General features: G+C 63.7%; 12 protein-coding genes. 4 read left to right on the top strand and 8 right to left on the bottom strand.

Annotated features, from left to right (window positions below):
• The 4 genes from D1Y84_RS04745 to trpE form a co-directional block, all read right to left on the bottom strand.
• Positions 1-564, bottom strand: a complete 564-nt coding sequence (locus D1Y84_RS04745) for an aminodeoxychorismate/anthranilate synthase component II (protein ID WP_124847503.1) — start codon at positions 562-564, stop codon at positions 1-3.
• A gap of 91 nt (positions 565-655) precedes the next feature.
• A complete protein-coding gene (locus D1Y84_RS04740; protein ID WP_370245708.1) occupies positions 656-2,344 on the bottom strand; it encodes an alpha-glucosidase in 1,689 nt (562 codons plus the stop codon).
• 177 nt (positions 2,345-2,521) lie between these two features.
• Positions 2,522-3,541: a YsnF/AvaK domain-containing protein gene (locus tag D1Y84_RS04735; RefSeq protein WP_158615325.1), complete on the bottom strand. Its 1,020-nt coding sequence runs from the start codon at positions 3,539-3,541 to the stop codon at positions 2,522-2,524.
• 233 nt (positions 3,542-3,774) lie between these two features.
• On the bottom strand, positions 3,775-5,313 hold the full coding sequence (gene trpE, locus D1Y84_RS04730; protein WP_124849933.1) for an anthranilate synthase component I: 1,539 nt from the start codon (positions 5,311-5,313) through the stop codon (positions 3,775-3,777).
• 236 nt (positions 5,314-5,549) lie between these two features.
• On the opposite strand from trpE, the gene D1Y84_RS04725 reads away from it, so the two are divergent.
• The 3 genes from D1Y84_RS04725 (at position 5,550) to pgsA (ending at position 9,151) form a co-directional block, all read left to right on the top strand.
• Positions 5,550-6,818 (top strand): Glu/Leu/Phe/Val dehydrogenase, encoded by a 1,269-nt coding sequence (locus D1Y84_RS04725; RefSeq protein WP_124847500.1) that lies wholly within the window; start codon positions 5,550-5,552, stop codon positions 6,816-6,818.
• Between the two features lie 328 nt (positions 6,819-7,146).
• Positions 7,147-8,340 carry a GGDEF domain-containing protein gene (locus tag D1Y84_RS04720; RefSeq protein ID WP_158615324.1) on the top strand — a complete coding sequence of 398 codons (1,194 nt, stop codon included), beginning with the start codon at positions 7,147-7,149 and terminating at the stop codon, positions 8,338-8,340.
• Positions 8,341-8,506: 166 nt separating this feature from the next.
• Positions 8,507-9,151: a CDP-diacylglycerol--glycerol-3-phosphate 3-phosphatidyltransferase gene (pgsA, locus tag D1Y84_RS04715; protein ID WP_124847498.1), complete on the top strand. Its 645-nt coding sequence runs from the start codon at positions 8,507-8,509 to the stop codon at positions 9,149-9,151.
• Positions 9,152-9,313: 162 nt separating this feature from the next.
• Here the strand turns inward: pgsA and D1Y84_RS04710 are convergent, their stop codons facing one another.
• From D1Y84_RS04710 to aroE, 3 genes are all read right to left on the bottom strand, one after another.
• Positions 9,314-10,087: a GvpL/GvpF family gas vesicle protein gene (locus tag D1Y84_RS04710; protein ID WP_124847497.1), complete on the bottom strand. Its 774-nt coding sequence runs from the start codon at positions 10,085-10,087 to the stop codon at positions 9,314-9,316.
• Between the two features lie 246 nt (positions 10,088-10,333).
• Positions 10,334-11,044 (bottom strand): hypothetical protein, encoded by a 711-nt coding sequence (locus tag D1Y84_RS04705; RefSeq protein ID WP_124847496.1) that lies wholly within the window; start codon positions 11,042-11,044, stop codon positions 10,334-10,336.
• Between the two features lie 20 nt (positions 11,045-11,064).
• Entirely contained in the window at positions 11,065-12,819 is a 1,755-nt protein-coding gene (gene aroE, locus D1Y84_RS04700) for a shikimate dehydrogenase (RefSeq protein ID WP_158615323.1), read from the bottom strand.
• Between the two features lie 189 nt (positions 12,820-13,008).
• Here aroE and D1Y84_RS04695 point away from each other — a divergent pair, with 189 nt between their 5' ends.
• Entirely contained in the window at positions 13,009-15,084 is a 2,076-nt protein-coding gene (locus tag D1Y84_RS04695) for a M3 family metallopeptidase (protein ID WP_124847494.1), read from the top strand.
• Here the strand turns inward: D1Y84_RS04695 and tilS are convergent.
• Complete coding sequence (gene tilS, locus D1Y84_RS04690) at positions 15,081-16,517, bottom strand: tRNA lysidine(34) synthetase TilS (RefSeq protein WP_255424377.1); 1,437 nt, start codon at positions 16,515-16,517, stop codon at positions 15,081-15,083. The genes D1Y84_RS04695 and tilS overlap by 4 nt on opposite strands.
• Positions 16,518-16,910 lie beyond the last annotated feature (393 nt).

The raw sequence follows: 16,910 nt of genomic DNA, 5'->3' as shown, positions 1-16,910 counted from the left end.
TCACAGCTCGAGGAAGTTCTGCACCAGCCGCTTGCCATCGTGGGTCAGCGCGCTCTCCGGGTGAAACTGCACCCCTTCCACCGGGAACTCACGGTGGCGCAGCCCCATGATGATGCCGTCAGCCGTGCGCGCCGATACTTCAAGCTCCGCTGGCAGGCCCTCATCCGCCACGATGAGCGAGTGATAGCGGGTGCAGGTCATCGGGCTTGCAATGTTCGAGAAGATGGTCTTGCCATCGTGCTCCACCTCGCTGGTCTTACCGTGCATCAGCTTGGGCGCCCTCACAACCGAGCCGCCGAAAGCAGCACCCAGCGCCTGGTGCCCGAGGCATACGCCCAGGATCGGCACCTTGCCGGCAAAGCGCTGGATCAACTCGATCGAGATCCCGGCTTCCTGCGGTGTGCAGGGCCCGGGCGAAAGCAGGATCCGCTCCGGCGCGAGTGCTTCGACCTCGTCCACCGACAGTTCGTCGTTGCGGCGGATCACCATCTCCGCGCCCAGTTCGCCCATGTACTGGACGAGGTTGTAGGTGAACGAATCGTAGTTGTCGAGCACAAAGACCATGGCGCTAGTTTACTGCGGCAGCGTCCTTTCACTAAGGGAGGCTCGCAGCGCCTGCACTTCGCGGGCGCCGCGCACAGCCTGCCGGGCAGCGCTACTGCCCCTGCTCAGCTACCCAGACGCTGAAGGGCGGCAGCGTCACCTGCTTGCTCTTCACTGAATTGTTCTGCGGCGCGTTGCTGGCTGCCAGCGTGTGCAGCGCACCCGTGCCCACGTACGCCGAGGTATCCAGCGTCTGCGGCGCGTCGCTCATGTTGATCGCGACCAGTACCAGCTTGCCGTCCGCGCCGGCACGCGTATAGGCCAGCACATCGGCAGCCGTGTTCATCAGCACGTTGATCTTTGCGTCAGGGGCGAACGCGGGGTTGCTGTCGCGCAGGTGCGTGAGCTGCTGGTACCAGCGCAGCAGCGAGTTCGGGTCCTGCTCCTCGCTCACCACGTTGAGCGTGGTATGGTCCGCCGCGACCGGCAGCCAGGTGTGCGCGTTCGTAGAGAAGCCTGCCTGCGCGTCGGCAGTCCACTGCATCGGTGTGCGCTCTCCGTCACGGCCCTTTTCCTTGGGCCAGCCGAGCTTGCCGATCGGGTCCTGTACATCTTCGACACGGGTCGGCGTGTGCGTCTTCATGCCAAGCTCTTCCCCGTAATACAGCAGGGCTGTGTCCCGGGTGGTCAGCAGCATGGTGGCGAGAATCTTGGCGATCTGGAGATCGTGCACGCCATCGGAGTAGCGGTCCCAGTCGCGTGGATTGTCATGGTTCGAGAACACGAACAGCGGCTCGGAGCCCTGAAGCTTTGTTTCCGCCGCGTTGATTGTGTTGCGGAAGAACGTCGCGTCGAGCTTGCCGTGCCCGGCATAGCCCGAGCCAAAGCCAAGCAGCATGTCCATGGGTAGCTGCAACTCGTTCTTGGCTGCGCCGCCGTACCACTTATCCAGCTCTTCCACGTTGGGCAGGTAGGTTTCGCCGATCAGCACCCGGTCATCCGGGTACGCAGCCACCACCTTGCGCATGCGTGCGATCACACCGTGCACCTCGGGCAGATTGTCGGTGTAGATCGTGTTCAGGTTGGGATCGCCGTACGCGTTGGTGCCACCCTTTTCCGGTTCATTGCGCATCGCAGGATCCTCAAACAGCGAAGGGATCGCATCCAGGCGGAAACCCGCCACGCCCTTGTCGAGCCAGAAGCGCAACACGTCGAACATCGCCTTTTCAACCGCGGGGTTGCGCCAGTTCAGATCCGGCTGCTGCACGTAGAAGCGGTGATAGTAAAACTGCTTCGTCCCGGCGTCCCACTCCCACGCGGAGTGGCCGAACACACTCTGCCAGTTGTTGGGTGGAATCGGCTTGCCGTCCTTGTCGTAGCCCTTGGGGTCGCGCCACACGTACCAGTCACGCTTGGGGTCGGTGCGTGACGACTTGGACTGCACAAACCACGGATCTTTGTCCGAGGTGTGGTTCAGCACCATGTCCATCAACACGCGGATGTGCCGCTGCTTGGCTGCAGCCACCAGCTTTTCAAAGTCCGCCATGGTGCCATACTGCGGATCAATCGCTTCGTAGTCCGAGATGTCGTAGCCGAAGTCAACCTGAGGTGACGGGTACGCAGGCGCAATCCAGATGCCGTCGATCCCCAACTTCTGCAGGTAGTCCAAGCGGCTGGTGATGCCGTTCAGATCGCCCACGCCATCCCCGTTCGAGTCCTGGAACGAGCGCGGATAAATCTCGTAGAGCACTGCGCCCTTCCACCAGGGAGTAGCGGTAGGCGTGGGGGCGGTCTGGGCCAAAAGGGTGCCAGAGGAAAGAGCGAGCAGTGTTGCTAGGATCGGCCGAAGCATATGCGTTCGAGCATGCCCTGTTTGGCGTTCGGTCGTCCACCCCGTTGACACCAAAGGAAAGGGTGCAGCTCGCGCCGCACCCCTCTTTGCTTGCTCACGACATTGCGCATGGAACGCTGCTGCTGACTACGTACGGGGAACAATCGAGTCGGACGTGCGGACCGTTGCATCCGTCGCGTCTTCTACCTGCAGCTCTTCGTGACGCACCGCGCCACCGACTTCCTGCACTTCCTCAACCGCCCGCTTGCCGATCGCGACTTCCTCGCGGACAATGGTCTGCTTGTCGAGCGAGGCAATTTCCTCGGACAAGGGAATGCGAACCTCGCTGTTCTCGCCGATAGCGCCTTGTACGGCAGTCTGACCCGTGACGGGGATGCGCTCGATCACCAGCTCTTCATGCGTCACCGGTACCTGCACCATCTGCTGCTCGGTGATGATCTCCTTGCGGATGCGCACTTCGCCGCGGCTGACACGATCCTTGTGCACGCGCAGCACCTCGCCGAGCAACTGGATACGCTGTGTGCCGGCGGCCGGCTCCACTGCCGACGCGGCAACGGGCAGCACGTCTGCTTCCGAGGCACTGGTCGCCGCGACTGCGCTGGTTGCTTCATAGGCGCCGCTGGTTGTGCTTCCGAGGTCGCCGCCGTGCTCTTCCAGGATCGCCTGTGCTTCCTGCGCACGGCCACCTGCATTCACAGTGACGACCACTCCACCGGCGCGCGACTGCAGCTTGCGCTCGAAGTACTCGATTTGTGACTCGGGCAGCGACATCCCCTCAAGCGATGAGCTCACGTCGTGTGCTTCATACGCGGAGCCACCAGTGATCTCGTGCGATGAGCGGTCACGAGCATGCTCGTCGGCGTACTGCTCGATGCCACCTTCGTTGCTGGTGCTCTCGCTGCCGTCAAAGAAGTTCTTCACCTTGTCCCACATCGCCTCGGTCTTGCCGCCGAGGTTGCCTGCGGAACTGGGAGACGAGGCGGCTGGCATGGTGTCGACGCCGGAGAACTCGCCATTGGTTGCCGCGCCAATCTCGTGCGCGTGGAAGCCTGCGCTGGTCAACGCGGTAATTGCCTGCGCTGCACGTGTCTCGGTGATGAAGAATGCCGCAACGGTGGTCGGGTTCGCTACTGGAGAAGTCGCCATATCTTGTTCCTGTCTCTTTCGGGTGGGACCGCTCTCAAGGAGCGGACGGACTTGGAATCGTAAGGGGAGCGCTTTCGGATCAATACCTGAGGCGCAAGACCTGGGTGTTGAGAGCAGCGCCCGGGAGGCGAGGTTGCACCCTGCGCGCCTGTGCAAAAGCACCTGCTGCATTCGATGTTCTCAGGACCAACAAAGTGTGGCGGCGAAGCGCCCGATCCAATGCTGCGTAACAGCTAACCGCGGGCCCGTTCGATCGCGCGCAGCACCGCCTTGGCCTTGTTCTGGCACTCCTCATGTTCGCGCTCCGGAACCGAGTCCGCGACGATGCCTGCCCCGGCCTGCACGCAGCCGCGCTCCTGGCCCGGTTCGCCCTGCAGGAGCAGGGTGCGAATCGCGATGCAGGAGTCAAAGTTGCCGGAGTAGTCCGCGTAGAACACTGCGCCACCATAGACGCCGCGTCGCGCCGGCTCCAGCTCCTCGATGATTTCCATGGCCCGGATCTTGGGAGCGCCAGAGAGTGTGCCGGCAGGGAAGCAGGCCCGGAATGCATCTACGGCATCCAGGTCCTTGCGCAGGCGTCCTTCGATGGCACTCACGATGTGCATCACGTGCGAGTAGCGTTCGATGTGCATCAGATCGCGCACGCGCACGCTGCCGAACTCGCTCACCCGGCCCACATCGTTGCGGCCCAGGTCGACCAGCATCACGTGCTCGGAGCGCTCTTTCTCATCGGCAAGCAGCTCCTCTGCGATCTGCCTGTCTTCTTCCTCGTCGGCCGAGCGCGGACGTGTTCCGGCAATGGGCCGGTACTCAACCTTGTCGCCTGTCACACGCACCAGCAGCTCGGGAGACGAGCCCACGATATGCGTCAGCACACTGGACGGCGTGTCATCGAGCGCCAGCCGCAGGAAGTACATGTACGGCGAAGGATTCACCACGCGCAGCGAGCGGTAGATCCGGAAAGGATCCACGCCGGGTGTCACATCGAAGCGCTGCGACAGCACCACCTGGAAGATGTCGCCGGCTGCGATGTACTCCTTGGCCTGCGCGATCGAATCGAGAAAGCGGGACTCGCTTGTGCGTGACACCACGGCAAGCGCGCTCCCGGGCTTCACGGGCGGATGCAGCGCGCTTTCGGGGATGGGGCGAGCCAGCCGGGCCGCAAAGTCTTCCAGACGGAGCTGCGCGGCTGCGTAAGCTTCCTCCGCGCCGCGCTCGCGCACATCCGCCGTTACGATCAGCACCATCTCCTTGCGCACGTAATCGAACGCGAGCACTTCATCGAAGAAGAGCAGGCACGCGTCCGGCACGTGCAGCTCATCCACCGCGGTCGCCGGCAGCTGCTCGATCTGCCGGACCACGTCATAGGCGAAGAAGCCTACCGCTCCAGCCGTGAAGGGAGGGAGCCCCGGCAGCCGCGCCGGTGTGTGGCCGCTCAGCGCAGCCTGGAGCGTCTCGAATACATCGCCTTCCAGCCGGGTGGTTGTGCCACGCTCGCTCACGGTGAGCTCCGTACCACGCGCGATGATCTTGCGAAACGGGCGCACGCCGATAAAGGTGTATCGGCCTATCTTCTCGCCTCCTTCTACAGACTCCAGCAGGAAACACTCGGAGGCGTCGTCGGCGGTGAGGCGAAGAAAGGCGGTGACCGGCGTCTCCAGGTCAGCGTTGAGCGTCAGGTACAACGGCACCAGCGTATGTGTCTGCGCAAGAGCCATGAACTGATCGCGAGAAGGCTGGGAAGCAGGCAGGGAGTAGGCAGAATCTGGCATGGCGTACTGGCCATGGTAAATGGCCAGGAAGGTAGGTGAAAGGATGGCCGCGTCCATCCAGCTCCCGCCGGGCTTCGCCCAGACCGGCACTTGCCGACTTGATCAGTGACCAGCGAACCTCCGCGTGGCGCCGCTGCCTTGCTGGCGCACGGAGCGAAGCCTATACTCGGTGCGTTTGTACCGTCCGGCGCATAGCTGGAAACCTGACCCCTCCAAGGGCAGGGGAGAGAAGAAGCATGGCAACGACCATATCGCTCGAGCAGGAAATTAATCCTTGGGAAGCGCAAGCTGCCCGTTTTGATTACGCGGCACGCAAGCTGAACCTGGAGGACGGACTCTGGAAAGTGCTGCGCCAGCCCTCCCGCGAGATCATCGTGCACTTTCCGGTGCAGATGGACGACGGCCGCTTTGAAGTGTTCACCGGCTACCGCGTGCAGCACTCCCAGGCGCGTGGCCCCGGCAAGGGCGGCATTCGCTACGCGCCCGACGTCACGCTCGACGAAGTGCGGGCACTGGCGAGTTGGATGACATGGAAGTGCGCTGTCGTGAACATCCCGTTCGGTGGCGCAAAGGGCGGAGTGATCTGCGATCCCAAGACGATGTCCCAGGGGGAGCTTGAGCGCGTCACGCGTCGCTACACCGCGGAGATCATTGACTTCATCGGACCGGAAAAGGATGTACCCGCCCCGGACCTGGGAACCAACGAGCAGACCATGGCATGGATCATGGACACCTACTCCATGCACATGCGCCAGACGGTAACCAGCGTGGTTACCGGCAAGCCTTTGTCCATCGGCGGTTCGCGGGGCCGCAGGGAAGCGACCGGGCGAGGTGTGCGCAAGGTCTGTGATGAAGCTCTGCGCTTCCTGGAAATGCCGCGCGAAGGTTGCCGCGTGATCCTGCAGGGGTTCGGCAATGTCGGCTCCAATGCGGCCCGGCTTATGATGGAGGCCGGTTACAAGATCATCGGCATCGCCGAGTACGACGGTGGACTGTTCAACCGTGACGGCATCGACATCCATGCGCTCGCCGAGCATCGCCTGCGCAATGGCACAATCCTGGACTTCCGCGGGGCCGAGGCAGCCGATCCGGATGAGTTGTTGACAACCGAGTGCGAGGTGCTGATTCCGGCTGCCATGGAAAACGTCATCACCAGCCGCAACGCGGATCGCATCAAGGCACGCATCGTGGCCGAAGGCGCAAACGGGCCGACCACCGCGGTCGCCGACGACATCCTTGCCGAGAAGCGCATCTTCGTGATCCCGGACATCCTAGCAAATGCCGGAGGCGTCACGGCCTCGTACTTCGAGTGGGTGCAGGACCGGCAGGGCTACTTCTGGAAAGAGGACACCGTCAACGAGCGGCTCGAAGCCATCCTCGCCGACAGCTTTGAAGATGTGGTGCGCTATGCCGAAGCACATGCGGTGAACAATCGGATCGCCGCCTACATGCTGGCGATGGACCGGGTGGCGTTCGCCATCAAGCAACGTGGCATCTACGCCTGAGTTCGTCCCTGCTGCCGTGGCGACGGCAAGGTCGTGGGTGCTGTTCGCTCCATCAAGGGTGGCTCCGGCAGGGCAGCTCTGACGATGCAGTCGTCAGGGGCCTCCCGTCGCTCTTGCTCCGTGCCGTATCCCTGGCGGCAGCATATAGGGTGGCGTCTTTCAGTACCGCGGTAATGCGAGGGCCTGCGAGGGCGACGCTCGGGCTGCTGTTTCGGGAGGCGCCCATGCAAAAATGGGAACCACAAGCGGGTGTCCTTCTAGGTCAACTGTTGTGATCCATGGTCAAGCCGATAGGGACCTCATGTTCGAATCCTCCATCTCAGAATCCTTGAAGCAAGCAGTACCCGGCCCGCCCGCCGCAAAGCCGCGACCGGGCCGCTTTCCAACTGAACTCGAGATGGAGTTCGCCGAAATGCAGGCTACCGTCCCGTCCGCAGGAACTCTGCCGGCCCTGCTGGGTGCCGGGCTGATCTTTCACGTGCTGCTCATCGCCGAGCGCAGCCTGCTGCACCTCTCACCCACCACCTTTGCTGTGCGCGGCGCCCCGATCACGCTGCTGCTGCTGGTGATCCTGCTGCTTCCGAACTCTTTCCGGGTCAAGGACGCGGGTCGCGGAATCCTGGTGCTGTTCTCGACCCTGCTGGTGGTGGCCCTGCTGGCCGCAGTGCCCTTCAACACGGCGCAGCAGCTTCTGCCCATGCAGACGGGCGTCGGCCTGCTGATGCTGTTTGTCGGGTGGCTCACGGTGCTGCCGCGCCACTGGGCCATTCCTTCCGCCCTGCTTGCTTTGTGCGCGGATGCCGTGTCTTTGCTGCTTGGGCCGGCCAGCCACTCGGTCGGAAACTCCGTCATCTTTGAATCGATCTGGGCGCCGGGCTTCGCCGCGGCGCTGCTTATCCTGCTGGCCAGCGTGCGCCACAATGAGGCGCGTCGTGACTTCCTGCTGCTGCGTCAGGCAGCCTTTGCCGGGGTACCCGGCGAGGCGACGCCCGAAGGCAGCCGTCACCTGGACCCGGAAACAGGCGTTGGCAACCGGCTGGCGTTTGACATGCGGTTCCGCGCCGCGTGGGACCAGGCCGCAAGCCGCCGCAGTGCCGTGGCTCTGCTGTTCTTCTCCATCGACAACTTCGCCGAACAAAAGCGTGACCTTGGCTTCCGCTTCTCCGAACTGCTGCAGGGCCAGGTCGCGAATCTGCTGAAAGACAGCTTGCGCCGCTCGGATGACATGGTGGCACGCTTTGACAATCATCACTTCGTCGTCATGCTTCCCGGAGTCGGCACCGATGGCGCAACTCAGATCGCGGAGCGCCTGCGTGGCTGCGTGGAGGAGATGCCGGTCTTTGCCGGCCAGCGCCGGCACTACTCAACCGTGACCGTTGGCGCGGCAAGCATGCGGGCCAAGCGTGGCACACCGCGCGAAAGTCTTATCGACAGTGCAATCCAGGCATTGGAACAGGCCCGCTCGGCGGGTGCAAACACCGTCTGTGTCGAGGGCCGCGGCTGCATCCCGCGTATGAGCTGATCTCCGGAAGGCAGTTTGGCTCTCAGGGGCGATAGCTTCCGGCGCCAGGCTGACCGTCTTCCGCTGTATTCCGTCGCCCCGCAGCTAGCCTCGGTTGAGGTCCTTGCATCGGGCTGGTGCATAATGAAGTTGCCCCGCCCGAATCCGCCCGACATACCAGACGCGTGTGAACCTCCCAAACTCCATCACGACCAGCCGCATTCTTTGCGTGCCTCTGCTGATCTGGATGCTATCCCCGCACTTCCCCCTGCGAGGAGTTCCCGGTGGTCAGGAGTTGTTCGTCGCGATCTTCTTCCTGCTCGCCTTCGTCACGGACGGGGTAGACGGGTACCTGGCCCGCAAGAACGGGCAGGTCACGACCTTGGGCACTCTGCTCGATCCACTAGCTGACAAGCTCATGGTGACGGCAGCCTTTATCGCGCTGGTGCAGTACAACCCACACATTGTGAAGCCGTGGATCGCCACGGTGGTGATTGGCCGCGAGTTCCTGGTGAGTGGACTGCGCTCCATTGCCAGCTCTGAAGGCTTCACGATTTCGGCAAGCGACCTCGGCAAGCTCAAGACGGTGATCCAGATTGTCTCCGTGATCGCCGCCGTGCTGGATCACCGCTGGCAGAACTGGTATATCGGCTGGTTCGTCTTTCCGGTAGATGCCATCTCCGTCGCCTCGATCTACTTCATGGCTGCCATCTCGGTGCTTTCCGCCGTGGATTATTTCTGGGCGTTCTGGAGCAAGATCAACCATGCGGGCGAGAGTCGCCGCAAGAGTGAGAACGCGCTTCTCCTGGCAGGCAAGCAGCCTCATCCCTGATTCATGCCTGCGAGACGTCCTGCCGCAGCCGGTGTATTCGGGTCAAGCAGTGGTCAAGGTATGCCCTGCAAAAGCAAACGCCGCACTCCCGGGAAACCGGCTGGTGCCGGGAACCCTGTGGGCGTGCAGCGTATCGACAGCAATCCTTGCTGGCGCTGAGACCTAGGCTGGAACGGCGCGCGCCTGCGGCAGCATGGGCGCGGGTGCCGTTGGGCGAGTCAGGCTGTGGACGAAGTGGTACGGCGGCCACGGACCAGACAGCTGCAGTTGGCAATCCCGCATCTGCTCACGAGCCATCAGGAACTTGTTCTGGTAGCGCTCCACCAGCCGGGATGAGATCAGGTGGCTTACGTCCAGCTGCATTTTGCCCGACTCCAGGCGCCGGCAGCTGATCTCTTCCGCAACGGGAGCAAACATACGGTTGAGCTGCATGGAGAGCGACCGGGCGCGGGTCTGCCGCTCACGCTGGCGGGTCGCCGTTTCGCGCAGATCAGTCAGGTAGGTACGGCCGGTGCCGGTTCCAGCAGCGAGAAAGTCGCGTATCTGCTCACGACAGCAATCTTCAAGCGTCAACTTGATATGCATCTCGCACTTGCCGTGCAGCGACGCCAGATTGGCCAGGAAATGTTTCTGATTGGAGCGGATCGAACGGCGGAGCAACTCATCGTTCGCGAACACGGTGCCGTAGCGGAAGGGAAGTACGGTGGAGATCTTGAAGCAGTCCGCAATCACGCGCGCGTGATCCTTGGCATTCTGGGGATTGGGATTGTTTGTGGGGATATGTTCAGAAACAAGAACTGCTAAGTCACTGGCTGGATAAAGAAAAACCTGATTCCCTTCAACTCCGGTTACAGACTCCAACGGTACAGGCTTGCGATGTCTGAGTAGTGCGGGAAAGGCTTGTTTTTCTGTCACACAGTAGGCATACCACGCCATTGAAGAGCCTCCGCGGCTAGCGTTCCGATGAGTAGCGAAGACGCAATTTCCGCCAGGTGGTCCAGGCCGAGACAAACACCCAGGAAGATATTTCCCGAATCATTGCGCGTCTTCAAGTAATTGCGAGCATCGTAGCGGCCACAAATAAGGATTGGCAATCAAAAACGCGCGGCGTTTACCTCTCGGTAAACAGTTGTGAGCAGGTAGGTTACAGCCGCGGTCACTTATTTCCTTGCGGCCTGCGCTTTAGCGGTGCATAAAGATCACGAACAGGGTCATCTGCGCGATGACCAGCATGAACAGCAAAATGACCGCGGCTGTCAGAAGCCGGGACCGGTCACCGAGCTGGTGCAGCAGGTGAGCAAGTGTGCCTTGTTCGGCTACCGTACGCTCAAGCGACTCGCGCGTGCGACGGAACTGTTCTTCCCGGGCCTGCAACTGCTCCTTCACCTGGTGAAGCTCTTCCGTGATTGCCTGGTGTTGCGTTTCCAGCTCCAAAAGCAGCGCGGCGATCTGTCGCTGCTCTGCGGCCGAAGCAGCGGGCCCCTGCGCAGAACCTGCCGGATTGAGTGTCGGGCCGCCACCCGCCAGGAGCGGCAGGAGGCGCGCCACCGTCTGCACACCTCCGTGATCCACCATGCGCAGCATGCCGCCTACCGCGGGTAGCAGCGGGCGCAGGGCGTCCAGGATCCTGCGCCCGCGCTCACCCGGACGCGCCGCTGGGGCAGCCAGCGTGGTGGAAGCAGGAGTCGGTACAGGCTCTGCCACATCTCCAGTGACGGCCGGCGTCACGACAGTCTGCGGCAGCTTCGCAGCAGCGAGGACGGGCTCCGTTGCCGACACCTGGCGCTCCAGAACCGCCTCGGCGGAGCTTTTGCGATCACCCTCGGCCCGTTCCCGCGGAGTTTTGCTCGTAGCAAGGTCCATCATGCGATCCACGGCACCGTATTTAGCCATCATTTCTCCCTGTTGCCCATCTACTGCGGTTTCGCTGGTGCCGCGCCGGGCTGCACAGATCCTGATCCAGTATCCCCTGCCGCCGCTTCCTGTTCCTGCAACGCCTGTTCCAGCGCCGCCCGCATCGCAGGCATTGGTGCGGGTTGCGCCGTCCAAAGCTCCCACTGCCGCATGCCCTGGTGCACAAACATCTCCAGCCCGTAAATCACGTCGATGCCAAGTGAATGCGCCAGCAGCGTCAACGGAGTCTCCGTGGGCCGGTACACCATCTCAAACACAACGCGCACCCCGCGCAGCAGCGCTGCGTCCACAAGGGGCAGCGCCTGCGGCTGACCCAGCATCCCGGCCGGCGTCGCGTTGATCACGGCATCGTAGGGCTGTGCTTCGTCGGGCACATGGACGCGCGTCCCGCTCTCCTGCGCCAGGTGTTCTGCAGAAGTTAGAGTCCGGTTCAGGATCGACACAAGCGCGCCCTCTGCCCTGAGCCCGAACGCCGCGGCCCGCGCCGCGCCCCCGGCACCCAGCAGCAGCACGCGCAACCCATCAAGGCTGTTCGCTCCTCCCGCGTCTCCGGCCCTGCGGTCGAAGTATTGGCGCAAAGGCTCCACAACCGCCGCGGCATCGGTGTTCATGCCGAGCAGCGATCCATCCTCGCGGCGGACCACCGTGTTGACCGCACCGATCGAGCGCGCAAGAGGATCCACCTCGGCCAGGAACGGCAGAATATCGACCTTCCACGGCATGGTGACGCTCAGCCCCGACAGCGGCAGCGCCTTTGCAAACGCAAGGAGATCGTCGACCGAGGTGGTATGCAGTGGCAGGTACACCGCGTCCACACCCGCCGCCTGGAAGGCCGCATTGTGCATTGCCGGGGATAGGGAATGGCTGACCGGGTTACCGGCCACTCCGTAAAGACGGGTCTCCTCAATCGCAGGATTCTCCGCCTGGAACGCGCGGGCAGCGCCCTCCGGCGCATCCACATCGCGCACGACGCCGTAATGTTTCGCGCGGCGCAGCAGGTCGGCCCGGTACTGGCGAAGCAGCTTCTCCGCGGTGACCTGGCCGGGAGCCGTGCCCGCTCCGGCCGATGTGGCGGCAAAGGTGAAGAGCGCCCCCGCGCTGAGTGCCAGGACCCGGCTGGGCAAACCGGCCTCCCCCATGCAAATTCCCACTACGGGGACTTCACGGGAGGCACGCTCGATCCACTCAAGCATCGCGAGATTGTCAGCCAGCCGTTCTGCCGTGGACACCACCTTGTAAACCGCGGCCCTGCAGGGCTTGCCCAGGGTGCGCAGCCGTCGCAGCGTTCTGTCCAGGTCGCCCGTACGCTCAAAGTCATGGGCGCTCACCAGCACCAGCGTGCCGCTTCTCTCGAGGATGTCGGCCCACTGCTCCAGTGCGCTTGGCGCGACGACTTCAAGGGTCTCGAGCTCCAGGTCGATCACCGATGCGCCGGCCACCGCGAAGCGGGCCAGCAGCGTCAACTGCTCCTGCGGGGTGCCCGTATACGCCCCTCCGCCATCCGTCCGGCGACAGGTGACCAGGAGCGCGGCCCCGGGATGGGCGCAGCGAAACGCGGCGAAGGCGAGAACACCCGCTTCCGGCTCGTCCAGCGCGTCCATGCGCAGCTCGATCAGCGGAGCTTCGAAGGAGCTCTCCTGCACGGCGGTGGCTGCCTGTTCGAAAAGAAGGGCAGGGTTCGGCGCCGCAACTGCGACGCAGACAGGGGCGAAGTGATCACGAAGCCTGCGGACTGGAGGCAGGACAGGGGGCACAGCGACGCTCGCTTTCAGAATGGAATCTGGTGTGCGGCCAATCGGCACGGACTGTGGCTGATGCTAGTCGCTTGCTGGCCGGGGTGCAAAGAACAAGCTGGGCACTGTTTTTCCACTCGCTGCAACCGCAGCCTGTGCGATCGGCCGAGCGGCTTGCTTCCCTCCGGGCGACGATGCAATCTAAACCGTATGGATCAAACTTCTCAATTGCCCGATGGGCGTACGCAGGCAATGCGCGTGCCTGCATCCACCGGTCTTTCCCATCCCTGGCTCGTTGCCAGCGCCCCCGCGCTCGAATCATGGGTGGCGGCAGCCCTCGATCAGCACGCACGTCTTGTGGATGGCGTCACCGACGGCAATCATCCGCGCACACTCGAGCACACACTGCGTCGCTACGATGACGCAGTCGCGGTGCTCAGCGCTGCCGGCTCCCAGCTCTCGCTGCTGAACTCTGTGCATCCCGACAAAAGCATCCGCGATACCGCGCAGGCCCAGTTGCAGCTCGTGGCCCAGGCAGGCGTGGCGCTGGGGCTCAACCGTGCGGTGTACCAGGCGCTGGGCGCGATTCCTATGCCAACCGACGACCCCGCGACGGCACATTACCTTGACCGCACGCTCCTGGGCTATCGCCTGGCCGGTGTGGACCGCGAAGAAGCCGTGCGCGACCAGCTTCGCGCCCTGCAGGAGCAGGCGACCATGCTGTCGCTTACCTTTGGGCGCAACGTGCAGGAGAGTGTCGGCACCGTGATCGTCGAGTCGCCTGAGGAACTCGCCGGGCTGCCGGAGGATTTTGTCGCGAGCCACCCGGCAAGGACAGAAGGCGAGCACACCGGCAGCATCGTGCTCACCACCGAGTTTCCGGATTACCTGCCGGTGATGACCTTCGCGACCAATGCTGCGCTGCGCCGCCGCATGTTCCTCGCCTACCAAACGCGCGCGTTCCCACACAATGTGCCGATATTGCAGGAGTTGCTCAAGGTGCGCGGCGAGATCGCGGCCCTCCTGGGCTTCTCGACCTGGGCCGACCTGGCTACCGCGGACCAGATGATGGAGTCCTCCGCCAAGATGCAGCAGTTCCTGGACGAACTGGAAGTCGCAACCCGCCAGGGTGCCGAGCGGGAGTATGCGCTGCTGCTTGGTTTTGCGCAGCAGGCCGCGCGCGCCGCGGGCGTTGCCGAACCCGCTGCGATCGATGCCGCCAGCCGGGGCTTCTGGATGGAGCAGTACCGCCGGGCCGAGTTCGCGTTTGACTCGCAGGCTGTGCGCCCCTACTTTCCATTTGCCCGCGTACAGTCGGGCGTGCTCTCGCTGGTTGAGGCAGTGTTTGGCGTGCGGTTCGAGCCGGTGGACGATGCCGAGGTGTGGCACCCGAGTGTCACAACGTGGGACGTTTGGGACCGGCGTGGGGGAAACGGACGCCTGGGCCGCTTCTACCTGGACATGCACCCGCGCGAAGGCAAGGACAAGTGGTTCTCCGCCGCGCCGCTGATCCCTGGCATCCTGGGGCAACAGCTTCCCGAGGCAGCGCTGATCTGCAACTTCCCCGAGCCGAAGGACGGCAATCCCGGCCTGCTGCAGCACTCTGACGTCAGCACTTACCTGCACGAGTTCGGCCACCTGATGCACGCCATCCTGGGCGGCCAGCAGCGTTGGGCAGGGAACAGCGGCATTGCGACGGAAGGCGACTTTGTCGAGGTTCCTTCGCAGATGCTGGAGGAGTTCTTCCGCGACCCAGGGCTGCTGGCGCGGTTTGCGCACCACTACCAGACCGACGAGCCCATTCCCGAGGCCCTGGTGGAACGGATGAACCGGGCCAGCGCATTCGGCCGCGCCGACTCTGTACGCACGCAGCTTTTCTACACCAGCTACTCGCTCGATACGCACCGGCTCGATCCTGCGACGCTGGATCTCGAGCAACTGCTGGAGGCCGACTACAAGCGCTTTCTGCCTTACGAGTGGGTAGACGGCAACAAGCTGCACGCAAGCTTCACGCACCTCACCGGGTACTCGTCGAACTACTACACCTACCTGTTCGACAAGGTAATCGCGATCGACTTCTTCCGGGAGTTCGCCACCGGCGACCTTCTGGCCGAGGAGGTCACCACCCGCTACCGCAAGGAGGTGTTGGAACCCGGCGGGTCCCGACCCGGCCGTCAACTGGTGCGCAACTTCCTGCGCCGCGACCAGAACCCGGAGGCCTTCAGCGAGTGGCTCGCCGAGGCGATCCCTGCCGACGGCACTCCGGCGGAGGCGCTGCCGGTCTAACCCTCCTGCCAGGTGACGTGCAACTGGGTCGAGAGCGGCGTGGGTTCAAGCACCGCGCCGCGCACCCAGACGATTTCGCCCTGCCATACAAGTACGGGCCATCCGGCACGTGCCTCGGAGGGTACGCCCATCCGCTCAAGCACTTCCTTGATCCTGCGCGGCGTGCCCCTTGAGTAGCGCTGTGTGACCCGGTCTGCGGGCCGTGTGCCGCGCAGCGTGGCCTGGGGCAATGCGCCTGTCGCGGCGACCGCGGTGCCTGCCGCCAGCTCGACCTTTAATTGGATGCCAAGCGCCTGCACGTCTCCTGGAACACTCACCAGCACATCCTCAACAGTGCCCAACGCCTTGGGCTCCGCACGCACAAAGCGCAACTCTCTAGGGCTGCGTTCTGCCCGGAGGCTGGCGCCGAGCTGCTCCCGCCGGGGCACGCTGCCGACAGCGCCCTGCAGCAGGGCAAGCACCCTCTCTGTTTCGGCGAAGTCGAGCGAGCCGCCGAGCCTTGCTGCCGCCGCGCGGACCAGTCGGCGCACCAGTGCTGGAGCGAGCACGCGCAGCCGCTCTACCTCGATCGCCAGCGACTGCTCGCCCGGCAGGGTGGAACTGGATCGGCCGCCGCCGCGTACGGGGCGGCCCGGGAGCAGCAGGCCCGGCAGAACCCGGTCCACCTCCGCCTGCCAATAGGTTTCTTCATCGCGGGCAAGCGCGCTTGTCTGGGCGAGCTGTTCGGTCATGTTCGGGTTGTACTCCATCAGGGATGGGAGAAGCTGGTGGCGAATACGGTTGCGTGTGAACACCAGTTCGTCGTTGCTGGCATCGTCGCGCCAGGGCAGCCCCTCTGCGCGGAGCCACTCCTGGAGTGCGCTGCGCCGTGCGCCAAGCAGCGGTCGAACGAGCACCCCTGGTGGACGGCTTCGCTGTGGCACGTGCGCAGGCGGCAAAATCGCGGAACCCCCGCTCGCCGCTGCAACCGAACGCGACAGTTCAGGCGCCCCGAGTTGGGGCTCATCGAGTCTGGGCAGGTCGGCCGCAGGCAGCACGGGGTAGATGCCCGCGAGGCCCGCAGTCCAGCTTCCACGCAGCAGCTTCAGCAGCACGGTCTCCGCCTGATCGTCCATGGTGTGGCCGGTAGCGATCGCATCCAGCTCTCCCAGCTCCATCAGGCGGCGGAACCAGTCGTACCGGCACAGCCGGCCTGCTTGCTCCAGGCCCACCCTGAGTACCCGGGCACGCCTTGCCAGATCCACGCGAAGCACGCGGCAGGGCAATCTCAGGCTCCGCGCCTGTTGCTCCACCAGCGCCGCATCCTCGTCCGCTGCCGCCCCGCGCAGTCCGTGGTGTACGTGCACCACCTGCGGGAGCCAGCCCTGCTTCTTCGCGAGCCCGGCTGCCAGGTGGAGCAGCGCCATGGAGTCGCTTCCGCCTGAAACAGCCAGCCCAAGCCGGGTTCCCGGGGGAGCTGCTCGACGGAGAACAGCGTTGATACGGAGGCGGATCGCACACCCTCAGCATGCCGCAAGGAGATTGCATTCGTCGACCGGACAAGGCAGGCGATGCAGCGGGTGAGCCGCAACACCAGTGCTCATCGTGCATTCCCGCTCGGCACCCTGTGAGTAATACGGGATTCTGGACTTATCGGCCTGAGTTCCCGGCTTAAGCAGCCCTGCCCGTCGTACAATCACTGATACGTTGCCGGGAGCTCTTCCCATACTCTGGGACTGCCTTCTTTGAGCATATCGATGCATCACGCAGCAAGGTTTGCTTCGTTAGTGGCACTACCGCGTCTATATAGGTGGGTGCATCCGCCTTAGGCGTGCGTTCGAAGAGAA

It is taken from the genome of Acidipila sp. EB88 (genome assembly GCF_003858395.1).
Lineage (GTDB): Bacteria > Acidobacteriota > Terriglobia > Terriglobales > Acidobacteriaceae > EB88.
This window is presented reverse-complemented; position numbering and strand designations above follow the sequence as displayed.